The organism is Sphingobium agri, assembly GCF_023051225.1.
GTDB lineage: Bacteria > Pseudomonadota > Alphaproteobacteria > Sphingomonadales > Sphingomonadaceae > Sphingobium > Sphingobium agri.
The window spans coordinates 1-12,673 of sequence record NZ_JALKHS010000020.1 but is presented as its reverse complement, the minus strand read 5'-3'; the positions used below and the strand labels follow the sequence as shown (position 1 = coordinate 12,673).

Sequence of the window (12,673 nt, the reverse complement as noted above, 5' to 3'; positions counted from 1 at the left end):
TGTTTGCGTCAAAAGGACGCTGCTTAGCCTTGCGCGTTGCCCGATGTTGGCCTAGCGGCAGGGGCGGCTTAGTACCCTTGAGGCGCCGAAGATCTTATGAACGTAAACCCCTCATTCCCTATCGAGGCCGAAAGCTCATCCCGCCGATCCGCGCTAGCGGTATGGGTACGCAAACGGCGCTGGTTTCTTTTCTGCGTCATGTTGCCCACATTGCTGGCAGCAGTCTATTATGGCCTGATCGCTTCCGACATCTATATCTCGGAATCGCGCTTCGTCATCAAAAGCCCGGACCAAAAGAAGTCGCAGACCTCGACGCTTGCCAATCTCGTCCAGACGACCGGCATATCGGGCGGACAGGAGCAGACAAACGAGGTGCTGACCTTCGTACGTTCGCGCGATGCCCTGAAGGCCTTGGAAAAAATGCCTGGCATTCGTGACAAATATAATGCGCACGAAGCTGATTATTTCTCACGCTTCCCCGGCCCCTTGTCCGACAGCAGCTTCGAGAGCCTGTTCAAATATTATGGTAAGATGGTCGATGCCCGCTTCGAAACCGAAGAGGGCACCGCCGTCATCAAGACCCGCGCCTTCACGCCGCAGGACGCCTACGCCATCAATGCGCGGCTGCTGGATCTGAGCGAAGGGCTGGTCAACCGCCTCAACGCCCGCGCACAGAGCAAGGGCATCGTCGAGGCGCAGCGGCAGGTCGATCTTGCGACTGAGCGCGCTAAGGCGGCGCGCGTGGCGCTTACCCAATATCGCAACACACAGGCGCTGATCGATCCCAAGCAGCAGGCTGTGGGCGTATTGGAGATTTCCAATAATTTGATCGCGCAGCGCGCAGCGCTCCAGGCGCAACTCGACCTCATGCAGCGGGTCGCCCCCAATAACCCTTCGATTCCGTCGCTCCGCAGTCGGATTGGCGCCATGGCGGTGCAGATCGCCTCGCAGGACAGCCGTGTGGTCGGCACCGGCAGCGGCATCGCGTCGAAACTGGGCGGTTATGAGAACCTCCTGGTCGAACAGGAGTTCGCGACCCAGAGCATGACTGCGGCCAACACCGCCCTCGTCCAGGCCCGCGCCGAGGCGCAGCGCCAGCAATTCTATCTCGAGCGCGTTGTCGATCCCAACGTGCCGGATAGCCCACTGCTGCCTAAGCGGTTCTTGAATGTGCTGATCGTGTTCGCGGCATCCTTATGCCTCTATTTCATTGCTTGGATGTTTATGGTTGGCGTCGTCGAACACGCATCGGAAGACTGATCGATGTCTAGAGTCACTTTGCGCAAATTGCAGAATGGCTGGTCGGTCCAACTTCGCGTGATTCACGCTCTTATGATCCGCGAACTGACGACGCGCTTCGGACGAGAAAATATTGGCTTCCTGTGGATCATGGTCGAACCATTGCTGTTCGCGGGCCTGGTCGGCCTGATGTGGAGCCTGACGAAGGGGCCGACGCAACATGGGTTGGGGATCATCGCCTTTGTCGCGACAGGCTATATTCCAATCACCTTATTCCGTCATGGCGTGTCCCGCAGCGTGGCTGCTTTCACAGCAAATTCAAGCCTGCTTTACCATCGCCAAGTCAAGATCGTTGATTTCATCCTAGTGAGATTTATTATTGAAATTCTAGGCGGGATGATGGCCTATCTATTCATAGGTATAGTTCTAGTCATCATGAAGGAAATGCCTGTTCCTTCAGATATCGGCCTTTTTATAGCAGGGTGGTTTTTATACGCTCTGTTCTGCTTCTCTCTATGCCTTGTCATAGCGCCACTTTCTGAAGTTTCCGAGGTAATGGAAAAATTTATTCCAGTGACGACATATGTCATGATTCCTTTTTCAGGCTTATTTTATATGCTTTCTTGGATGACGCCCGAGGTCAGGGAATATCTTCTCCTTTCGCCATTCGTGAATGGCATGGAAATGATGCGCAAGGGCATATGGGGCGATCAAGTCACGGCCTATTATAATATCTGGAACCCAATTGTCTGTTCACTGGTTGCCATAATGATAGGCCTGATATTATGTCGCCGAGTCCGCCGGACATTGGCGGTCGAATGATCACCTGCCTCAACGTCTGCAAGTCGTACAAACACGGCTCGAGACACAAGCGCGTACTCGACAATGTCAACCTCGTGGTGGAGCGGGGTGAACGCGTAGCGCTGCTTGGGCGCAACGGGGCAGGCAAGAGTACGCTTATTAAATTGATCGGCGGCGTGGAAATGCCAACCTCCGGCAAAATCAGGCACCAAATGTCAGTGTCATGGCCGCTAGGCTTTGCTGGCGGCTTTCAGGGCAGCCTGACCGGTTACGACAATGCCCGCTTCGTCGCGCGCATCTATCAGCGAGACTACGCCGATATTCGCAGCTTCGTCGAAGATTTCACCGAACTGGGCGCCCAATTGAAGATGCCGGTGAAAACCTACTCATCGGGCATGCGTGCACGCCTTGCCTTTGCCATGTCGCTTGCTATCGAGTTCGACTGCTATCTGATCGACGAGATCATCATGGTAGGCGATCAAAATTTTCAACGAAAATGTTTATATGAGCTGTTCGAGAAACGCAGCGACAGAGCCATGATATTGGCATCCCATAGCACAGAATTGGTCAATGAATTATGCAACAGAGCGGTGATAATTCATAAAGGCCGCGCAGACGTTTATGACAACGTAGGAAATGCTGTTAACGTGTACAGCAATTTGTAACATACAATTGACATTTAATGTTTTCGAATATGCGCGGATTTTTCTTGATTAATTTTTTCAAATTTTTCAAGCCATTATGCGGGTACACCTGCCGATTCGAGGCGCGAACTTAAGGTGAGAAACTCGATAATGTCGCAAAAATCTGCCTTGATCCACGATGAGGGGGGCGATGCCCGCCAGAACCGGGCGCAACATCTGTCCGATAACAATCAATGGGGCGCGCTTCTTCAGGTCACTGACTATGCACAGAATGCGGACCTTGATTCACAAGTGATCGAAGAGGGATTAACATTCCAGCGCAGCCAAGCGTCGAGTCTGCGCGAATACATCGACCAATATAAACGCCGTAGCGAACAACTTCAGCGTGCGCTCCATGCGGTGAATGACGTACAGGCGGAATTGGACAAGAAATTGGCGCAGCTCCAACCTCTTGCCGAAAATGCGGGGCTTCTCGAAAGTCAGCTGCGGCAGCGCGAAGAGGAAGTTCACCAGGCCTATGCCGAACTAAAGCGCCGGCAGGAAGATGCAGAGCAGCAAAAGCTCGATGCGGCAGCGCTGGAGGGCGAAATTGAAAGGCTGCGCGCCAAGCTGATCAACGCCGATAAATGGATCTTCCGCCTTGCCGGCGAACGCCGCGGCAACGAGCATGCGTTGGCCGCGCTGCAAGCCAAAGTGGCCTATGCCGAGAAAATCGCGGCGGCCGAACATGGCCAGGCCCAGCGCCATGCCGATGCGCTGGTGCAGCGTGATCAGAAGCTGACCGAGCAGCGCCATGAAATAGACCGTTTAAGCAAGGCGCTCGACACCGCTCGGAGCAAGCTCGAGGCCGTACCGCGCCATGGTGAGGGCCAGCAGGGCAGCTATGCGACGGACATCTATCCGCTGAGCCTCGAGATACGGCGCCTTGCCGATGAAAAGAGGCTCGCCGAACATAAATGCTGGAGTGCCGAACAGGAAGCGCAGCGGCTTGTCCAGGAAGTGAGCCTGCTGACACGCCTTCTCTATGCGACACGGGAAGAGGCCGAAAAATCGAAGGTCGAACGATCCTCCCTTTTGGCTGAAAGCGCAAAAGTCGCCGCGCTATCGAGAGAATTGCAGGCGTCGCATGAAACGCGAGAAAAGTTCGTAGGCTTGCTGGCAGAACTTCAGGCTTATGGAGATGAGTTAGAGAGAAAATCGGTAGAGGACAAAAAGGAGCGAGAGGCCGTCGAGGCAAGATTCGAGCAAGAGGCCGCCGCACGCCTTTGGATGGTCCGTCTTTCAGAAGCCTTGATACGGCAGCGCCCCTTTTGGTGGCATTTGGCGCCGAAGGGATGGCGATCCAGATGGTCTTATGCGTCGCTTCGGCGACGCGGTATCTTCGACGCCGACAAATATTGTGACATGTATCCCGATGTTCCTGCCGCCGGCATGGACCCGCTCGAACATTATGTGAAACATGGGATGCAAGAGGGCCGGTTCTGCCCCCTATAATCGACACTGTGACGAAGACGAAAAATTTCAGGGTCTGGGCTTAATATGTTTGTCGATTTCGACGAAAATGACGTTAATGTTCTTCGAGAAAGCGGTCTTTTCGACATTGATTGGTATCTCAATCGTTACCCCGATGTCGCGGAATTGGGTATCGACCCGATCGTTCACTATCTTGAACTTGGCGCGGCTCTCGGACGCGATCCGTCGCCCAAGCTGAGCTCGACCGGATATCTAAAGGCCAATCCCGACGTGGCCGCCGCCGGAATCAATCCCCTCGTCCATTATGCCATTAGCGGTCGCTATGAAGTTCGCCAGGTGCCCCCGGCGGACGGCGCGGCGGCTATATGGTCGCCGCCGCAGGTTGAGTTCGTTCCGCAAAAACATTTCGATCCTCTGCCGGTCAAACAGGCGCGGCTCATCGCCTTTTATCTCCCGCAATTCCATCCCATCCCGGAAAATGACAAATGGTGGGGCAAAGGCTTTACCGAATGGACCAACGTCCGTCCGGCCAGCTCGCAATTTGTTGGCCATTATCAGCCCCATGTCCCTCACCCCGACATCGGCTATTACAGCCTCAACGATACCCAAACGCAGCGCAAGCAGATAGAGCTGGCCAAAATCTACGGGATAGAGGCGTTCTGTTTCTATTATTACTGGTTCGCTGGCAAGCGTTTGCTCGAATCTCCATTGGAAGCTTGGCTCAACGATCCCACGCTCGATCACCCCTTCTGTGTCTGCTGGGCCAATGAGAACTGGTCGCGGCGCTGGGACGGGTCGGACGCCGAAATCCTGATGGCGCAGGAACATTCGCCGACGGACGACATCAATTGTATCGCCGATATCGCGCGCTATCTGCGTGATCCGCGCTATCTGCGCATCGACGGCAAGCCGCTGCTGCTGATCTATCGCCCAGCTATCCTGCCTTTCCCCAAGGAAACCGCCGAACGCTGGCGTCAGTGGTGCCGGGACAATGGCATCGGAGAAATTTTTCTCGCCTGTACGCAATCTTTTGGACAGACCGACCTCGACGCCTTCGGCCTCGACGCCGCGGTCGAATTTCCGCCCAATAATTCCAGTCCTACGGACATCACGGGCAATGTCCTGCCCCTTCGCGGCGATTTCGAAGGGCGGGTCTACGACTGGACCGATTTCGTCCGGCGCAGCGAAGCCTATCCCGAGCCGAGCTACAGGCTGTTCCGGTCCGTATGTCCGGGATGGGACAATACGGCGCGGCGCAAGACGCGCGGGGCCATATTCGTCAATAATACGCCCGCTCTCTATGAGCGGTGGCTCGAAAATGCCGTCGCCGACACAATCAGGACCAATCCGAACCCGCAGGAACGGCTGGTATTCGTCAATGCATGGAACGAGTGGGCGGAAGGCGCGCATCTCGAACCCGACATGGAAACGGGCTTCGCCTATCTCGAGGCGACGCGCCGCGCCATCGCCGGCTGGCAGCCGGGACAGGCCGCGCCACATGGGAAAATCGCCCTCGTGTGCCACGATGCCTATCATCATGGCGCGCAATACCTCTCCCTCAACATCGCGCGTTCCCTGTCGAAAAGCGGGTATGAGGTGCATACCTTCCTGCTGGACGACGGGCCGCTGAAAGATGCCTTCCGAGAAGTCGGCTATCTACACGACCTGTCGGGTCATGATCCCCACGGCCCCTATGCGCGTAGACTGGTAAGAGAGTTGCGCGATTTGGGCGCGCAAAGCGTCATCTGCAATACACTGGTCTCAGCGATAATCTTGCCCCTGTTCAAGGAGCAGGATTATCGCATCATCTCGCTGATCCATGAGATGCCCGACGTGATCCGCCAACATGGGCTGGAAAACAGCGCCAGGTCGGTGGTCAAGCTCGCCGACAAGGTCATATTCGCGTCGCAGCCGGTCGCCGACGCCTTTGCGGAATTCGCGCCTTTGTCGCCGGAAAATCATTTGATACGGCCGCAGGGCCTTTACAAGATCAACGGCTATCGGCGGCAGAAGGACGGCATCGCCTCGGCGCGCAGAGCCTTGCGCCAACATCTGGAGATCGCGCCGGATGCGCCCGTCATTCTGGGCGTCGGCTATGCCGATGCGCGGAAGGGGGTCGACCTGTTTGTCGAGGCGGGGCTGGAAATCCTGAAACAGCTACCCAGCGCGATTTTCATCTGGATCGGCCATGACGCGCAAGAGTGGACCGAAAAGGTCCACAAGGCTGTCGAGGACTCAGGCAAATCGGCGCATTTCCTGTTTCCGGGCCTCGTGCAGGAAACTAACCTCTATTATGCTGGCGCGGATATTTTCGCGCTGACCTCGCGCGAGGATCCCTTCCCTTCGGTCGTGCTCGAGGCGATGGATTGCGGCCTGCCGGTCGTCGCCTTTGCGCAGGCCACGGGCATGGATGCACTGATAACGGCATGCGATGGCCTTCTCGTGCCGCGCTTCGACACGCGCGCCTATGCCAAGGCGATAATCGCCCTGCTCGCCAGCGATGAACACCGGCAGGCCTGCGAACAAAAATCCATGTCGCTGATCGACCGGGATTTCGTCTTCGACACATATGTCCAAGATCTGCTGATCTATCTCGGCGAGAAAAGGCCGACGGTCTCCGTCATTGTTCCCAACTATAATTATGAAAATTATATCAGGGACAGACTGCAAACGATCGTCGATCAAGACTATACCATCTATGAGATTATTGTCCTCGATGACAAGTCAACCGACAATAGTGTCGAGGTCATCAGGGAATTTCTCTCCGGCTGCAACATATCGGCCAGACTGGTCGTAAACCGAGAGAATTCCGGTTCCGTCTTCAGGCAGTGGCAGCGCGGCCTGGAATTGGCAAAGGGCGATCTTGTCTGGATCGCCGAAGCCGACGACCTGGCGCATCCTTCCTTCCTGACCGAGACGGTCGCAGCGTTCGAAGATCCCGCTGTCGTCATAAGCTATTGCCAGTCGCGGCAGATCGACGCTCACGGCATCGTCACGGCGAACGACTATCTCGATTATGTCTCGGACCTCGACGCCGCGCGCTGGACCCGCCCCTATAAGGCGACAGGGCGGGAAGAAATTGCCTCAGCCCTGTTCATGAAGAACACGATCCCCAATGCCAGCGGCGCCGTCTTCCGCCGTTCGGTGCTTCAGGATGTCCTCACCCAGCATGGCGAGGAGATCATCTCCTATCGCAATGCCGGTGACTGGGTGGCCTATCTGCGCCTGCTGGAACGCGGCAGCATCGCCTTTACGCCAAAGGCATTGAACGATCATCGCCGCCATGCCGACAGCGTGACGATCGGCAATGCAAACCAGCGCCATTACGACGAGATCGTGGCCGTTCAATCCAATACCATTGAACGGCATAATTTAGGACAAGAGGCGACGACGCGAGCGACCAAATATGCCGCACATATAGCGGATTATTTTAATTTAATCTAAAGGGCTGTGTTGCACTCCCTCGGAATCATCGAAGCTCATCACTCACCATTACGTCAGCGTTCCAACAGCCTCTCAGAGAGGCATGATGCAGCGCATACGCTTGTAAAATCCGCCCCGAAGTGAATATGGCGCAATATGTTTCCTCGCAGCTTGTTAGAAACGCTTGCACCAGCGCAGTGCCTAAGACTACTCAAAACATGAAGACGCGTAGGCTAAAGCCTACCTTAGATGCCTGATGGAGAAACCATTGTCTGAATACGGCAAAAGCACAGAAACGATTTCTGTGGATTTTGACTTTCTCGCTATTGAGGAGCCAAAGGATCCACCGCTTTTCAAGAGTCAAGATGCAAGCCTTAAGTCCGTCATCGTTTCGTCCATGAGGAACGAGGGGCTACTCATCACCGAATGGGTAGCGCATTACAAGGTCTTAGGCTTCGACAGGATCATCATATATTCGAACAGCAACGATGATCTGTCTGGACAGATGCTGGATATTCTGCACGACGCTGGAATCGTCGAGCATATTCACAATGAGGTAGCCCCAGGGCTTTCGCCTCAGATGAAGGCATTCAGGCATGCGTTCTACCACAACCGGACTGTAGCTGCAGCCGAGTGGTGCACCTTTCTGGATGCGGACGAATTCCTCATCCCAGTCGTTGAGAACAAGATCGTCGGAATTTCAGACTTTATCGACGTCATTTCACAGACATATGGTGCGGATGGAGTTGCCCTGAACTGGCGATGGTTCGGAGGTGACACGTCGTTCAACTTGGGTGATGGTCTGGTCATGGAGCGCTTCAGGACCGCCTCGTGGAACGACCATGTAAAGACCCTATTCCGGTTGCGGGCCGCGAATTCAATTGCCATTCATACACCAATTTACTCCCAGGACGCGAAGGTTATAGGGGCGGACGGAGAAGCACGGGCACTGCCTTCGGCTTCACAAAGCCAGCAGGGCTCCTTGCTAGGCCAAGTCAACCACTACTGGAACCGGACCTTTGTCGAATTTTATGTGAAACGTCAGCGTGGCCGTGGCGCCGTTGGTGATGGATCCAAGCGGGATTGGGCGGACTTCTTCAAATGGGGCGTGGGTTCGAATGGCGTCGATCCTTGGCCGGATCAGGACCATCTGGGCAAAGTGAAGGCGGAGATGAGCAGGATCAGGAAAATCGACGGCTATGCTGAGGCTGAAGCCGAGATGATCGACCTGTTCCAGAGCCTAACTCAGAAAGAGGAGATTCGTAGGCTCTATGACGAGCACAGGCCCGTCATGCTGGAAGACTAAGCTGGCGTGTTTCACGGGCCTCTCCGGCGCAATCGTTCAGACCTGCATTGTCCACCTGCTCAGGAACTCGATGGATTTCGTATCCTAGAAGTACCGCAAAGGCTTGGCGACAGCGCTAAAGGTGCCCAGATGCCCGACTAACAGCCCTAGCCTTGCTAAGCCCCCAGAACTGGCGTTAAGTCCGTCTTACCGCAATGTGATCGTTCAAAAGTCTGCGAAGGGGAGTCCTGCCATGCCGATCCTAGATATCTTTCGTTCCAAGAAGACCATGGAACGACCATCGGCGGCTTTCGCCCCTGAGCCTGTGGAATCGATCGCCGACTCCGTGGCCGAGCCTGTTCCTGCCCAGCCCGCCAATATTCTGGTTCAGCCGCTTCCTCGAGACCTGTTCAACAGCAGAAGATATCTGGAGAACAACCCTGACTTGCTGCATGCGGCATCACATTCTGACAATTTCGACGCCTATGAACATTATGTTCTGACCGGACATGGCGAGGAGCTTGCCGGTATTCGCCCTCGCAGCGTACCTTCCCAATCGCCTCCGCTTGGTCTTCGTTATCATGCGGACGAGAATCTGCTTGAACGCATCATAGATTTGGAGATTGAAAAACGCGCGCTGCTTTCCGCTTGGGACAGCCGCCTCCAAGACATAGGCGCCATCACGTTCGACATGCTGGCCGAGGATGTGGACGACACCACTGCGCCGCCTCTCGATCGCGCGACATGTGATGAAAGCAGGCTCACTCCCGATCAGAAATTCTGGCGCGACAATGGCTACCTCATCAAGGAAAACTTCATTCCGCACGACTTGATTGATCGCTATTGCGAGATCAGGGCGCGTCACCCGTCCAAATTTGGATGGGATTGTCCCGTACCCTATATGTATATCGAAGAAATGCGGGACGTGAGCCTGTACCCGCCCATGATGAAACTTATGGAGAGCCTGATCGGCGAGGAGATGGGTCTGCATCTTAACCTGACCGGCTGGGTCAGCACCGAGCGCAACTGGCATCAGGACGATTATCTCAATCCGCCCTATATCAACAGCTGGTACGCCGCGTCCTGGATCGCGCTCGACGATATTTCCGCCGACAGCGGGCCGTTCGAGTTCGTGCCCGGCTCTCACAAATGGCCGCTGCTCAAGAGCCACAAGGTTCGCATGTTCCTAACGCCCGAAGAGCGTAGCCACACCAACTGGTCCAAGATTTCCGAGCGGTTCGTCAACGCCATCGCGGATGAGGAGATCAGCCGCCGCGGCATCGCGCCGAAGCAGTTTCTGGCGAAGAAGGGAGATTTGCTGATTTGGCACGGCCGCCTGATGCACCGCGGCAGTGTCGCGCGGGTGCAGGACATGCCGCGCAAGACGCTGATCGGCCATTATAGCGGCCTTTCGCATCGGATCGATATGCCGATCGTTCAGCGCACGCCGGAAGGCAGTGCCTATTTCCACATCGACATGCCGCTCGGCTTCAATCCCTATGAGGCCGCCGCATAGACGTACCCCGTCGTGCGACGCCGCGCCGCCGGGATCGCATACAACCCGGCGCGCGGCGGCGATGACCCTCTCCCGATAGTTGAGGGAGCAGCCGTCCGAGGGCCCCATCAGAACACATGGCCGTGAGGCTAAACTTGCGCCTGCCGTGCTTTCCTCTTAATCGAAAATAGTTATATTTGGGGCACGGCGGGTTATGGTTCGATTAGGTCAAGTTTTTCAGAATCTTATTAAATCACCTAAAAAAGCCCGGCCGTCTCAGATTCCTGCCGATCAGATTGAGGACGTTCGGCAATCCGGCCTTTTCGACCGGCGTTGGTATCTGAATGAATATCCCGACATTGCTGCTGCGGGCGTCGACCCCCTGCTGCACTATATGGAACATGGCTGGCGCGAGGCGAGAAATCCCAACAGCCTATTCGATACGGCCTGGTATCTCGACCAGTATCCAGATGTCGGCGATGCAGACTATAATCCGCTGCTCCATTATATCCGCCATGGCGCCGGCGAGCGCCGCGACACCAGCATGCGCTTTCGGCCGAGCATATTTCAGGATCCACGCACGCCGCGCGGCCCCTTTCATCTTGCAGCTGCTCTGACCTATCTCCGAAAAATCGGAGAGTCCGCGAGCAATCGCAATCTGCCGCGCTTTGCTACCAAACGCATCCTGATCATCGCCGAGCTCAGCATCCCGCAATGCCGCAAATATCGCGTCGATCAGAAATGCGAGCTTTTCAAGCGTCTCGGCTTTGACACTACTGTCATCAACTGGCATGAGGCGAGCCGGTGCGAGGCGGCTCTTACCACCCATTCCATGGTTATCTTTTACCGGGTGCCTGCCGCGCATAGCGTGTTGCAGTGCATCGCCAAGGCGAAAGCACTGGGCCTGACCACCTTCTGGGAAGTCGATGATCTCATCTTCGATCCCAACGCCTATATGGCCAATGCCAGCCTGAAGGCCGTTCCCCCAACCATACAAAGGGCAGTCCTGACTGGTGTCCCGAACTATCGGGAAGCCATGCTCGCATGCGATGAGGGCATCGCATCGACGCGGGCCCTGGCACAGGCCATGCGCGAGGCGGGTGTGCCGCGGGTCCATGTCGTGGAAAACGCTCTCGATGCCGAAAGCCTGACGGCGGCGAAGGCGGCCATGGCCCGCAAGCGGGCGACGGACACTGTCATACGGATCGTCTATGGCTCAGGCACCAATACCCATGACGAGGATTTTCTGGAAGCGGCCGAAGCGATCCGGACCTGCCTCAAGAACCACCCTGAAGTAAGGTTGCGCATCATCGGGGAGCTTAACCTGCCGGCTGACTTTTCCCGTTTCGGTAAACGAATCGAGCGCTTCAGCGGCACCACTTATCCCAAATATCTTCAGCTCATGGCCGATTGCGACATTGCGATCGCTCCGTTGGAGCCGACGCTCTTCAACGACGCCAAGAGTAATATCAAATATATCGAGGCCAGCATCGTCGGACTGCCATCGGTATGTTCGACCAGGGCCGAATTCACCGGCATCATCGACCATGGCCGGAACGGGATGCTAGCAAGCGATCCTCGATCCTGGCTGGAAGGTCTGGAAGCCCTGATCGCAAGCCGCGAATTGCGCCTCGACGTCGCTGCTAGCGCCAGGAAGGCTGTATTGGCACGGTACAGCCAAGACAGCATCGCGCGCACCCAACTGTCCTCCATCGTCGAGCGGCTGGAGACGCCCCGCAAGCCCCTTCGGGTTCTGGCGGCAAATGTATTTTTCGAGCCGCGCAGTTTCGGTGGGGCCACCATCGTCGCCGAGCAGATGGCCCATCGGCTCCATCAGCGCGACGACACGGAAATGGCGATATTCACGACAGCCCCGCCAGGCGCGGCGGAGCCCTATCAGATCCTCAAATATCATGCCCGCGACATTCCCGTTTTCGCGATCTGCGTGCCGGATACGCATGATCCCACTTTGACGTTCGACTCCGAATATACCACGCACGGCTTTCGCGAAGTCCTGCGCTTCACCAAGCCAGATGTAGTGCATTTCCATTCGATCCAAGGCCTGGGCGCTCCGCTTCTCAAGATATGCGAGGAGGAAGGCGTGCCGTCGGTGGTCACGCTGCACGATGCCTGGTGGATCTGCGGCCGGCAGTTTATGATCAAGGGGGACGGAAGCTATTGTTTCCAGACCAAGATTGATCTCAATGTGTGCAGCACATGCGTCGATGATGCCGGCATCAATCTTTACCGCCAGTATCGCTTGCGAGACATGTTGAACCGGGCCGATTTGCTGCTGACGCCGAGCCTTTTTTT

At 56.0% G+C, this 12,673-nt stretch carries 8 protein-coding genes; all 8 read left to right on the top strand.

Features of this window, described 5'->3' with window-relative positions; genetic code table 11:
• The first annotated feature begins 198 nt into the window (after positions 1 to 198).
• Complete coding sequence (locus tag MU848_RS17260; protein ID WP_247234434.1) at positions 199 to 1,260, top strand: capsule biosynthesis protein; 1,062 nt, start codon at positions 199 to 201, stop codon at positions 1,258 to 1,260.
• Positions 1,261 to 1,332: 72 nt separating this feature from the next.
• A complete protein-coding gene (locus MU848_RS17255) occupies positions 1,333 to 2,061 on the top strand; it encodes an ABC transporter permease (protein WP_247234432.1) in 729 nt (242 codons plus the stop codon).
• A complete protein-coding gene (locus tag MU848_RS17250; protein WP_247234430.1) occupies positions 2,058 to 2,705 on the top strand; it encodes an ABC transporter ATP-binding protein in 648 nt (215 codons plus the stop codon). The genes MU848_RS17255 and MU848_RS17250 overlap by 4 nt, the downstream gene beginning before the upstream one ends.
• Before the next feature lie 129 nt (positions 2,706 to 2,834).
• Positions 2,835 to 4,178 carry a hypothetical protein gene (locus MU848_RS17245; protein ID WP_247234428.1) on the top strand — a complete coding sequence of 448 codons (1,344 nt, stop codon included), beginning with the start codon at positions 2,835 to 2,837 and terminating at the stop codon, positions 4,176 to 4,178.
• 45 nt (positions 4,179 to 4,223) lie between these two features.
• The gene (locus MU848_RS17240) at positions 4,224 to 7,601 is read left to right on the top strand and encodes a glycoside hydrolase family 99-like domain-containing protein (RefSeq protein ID WP_247234426.1); all 3,378 of its coding nucleotides are present in this window, start codon (positions 4,224 to 4,226) and stop codon (positions 7,599 to 7,601) included.
• 235 nt (positions 7,602 to 7,836) lie between these two features.
• On the top strand, positions 7,837 to 8,886 hold the full coding sequence (locus MU848_RS17235; RefSeq protein ID WP_247234424.1) for a glycosyltransferase family 2 protein: 1,050 nt from the start codon (positions 7,837 to 7,839) through the stop codon (positions 8,884 to 8,886).
• 268 nt (positions 8,887 to 9,154) lie between these two features.
• Entirely contained in the window at positions 9,155 to 10,381 is a 1,227-nt protein-coding gene (locus tag MU848_RS17230; RefSeq protein WP_247234422.1) for a phytanoyl-CoA dioxygenase family protein, read from the top strand.
• A 373-nt stretch (positions 10,382 to 10,754) separates the two neighbouring features.
• The coding region (locus tag MU848_RS17225) for a glycosyltransferase family 4 protein (RefSeq protein WP_247234420.1) at positions 10,755 to 12,673 on the top strand (1,919 nt) is incomplete at its 3' end.

What these genes read in the sequence shown, in the direction of transcription:
- MU848_RS17260 (WP_247234434.1), top strand. Translation starts at nt 199, where the DNA reads ATGTTGCCCACATTGCTGGCAGCAGTCTATTATGGCCTGATCGCTTCC.
- MU848_RS17255 (WP_247234432.1), top strand. Translation starts at nt 1,333, where the DNA reads ATGATCCGCGAACTGACGACGCGCTTCGGACGAGAAAATATTGGCTTC.
- MU848_RS17250 (WP_247234430.1), top strand. Translation starts at nt 2,058, where the DNA reads ATGATCACCTGCCTCAACGTCTGCAAGTCGTACAAACACGGCTCGAGA.
- MU848_RS17245 (WP_247234428.1), top strand. Translation starts at nt 2,835, where the DNA reads ATGTCGCAAAAATCTGCCTTGATCCACGATGAGGGGGGCGATGCCCGC.
- MU848_RS17240 (WP_247234426.1), top strand. Translation starts at nt 4,224, where the DNA reads ATGTTTGTCGATTTCGACGAAAATGACGTTAATGTTCTTCGAGAAAGC.
- MU848_RS17235 (WP_247234424.1), top strand. Translation starts at nt 7,837, where the DNA reads ATGGAGAAACCATTGTCTGAATACGGCAAAAGCACAGAAACGATTTCT.
- MU848_RS17230 (WP_247234422.1), top strand. Translation starts at nt 9,155, where the DNA reads ATGGAACGACCATCGGCGGCTTTCGCCCCTGAGCCTGTGGAATCGATC.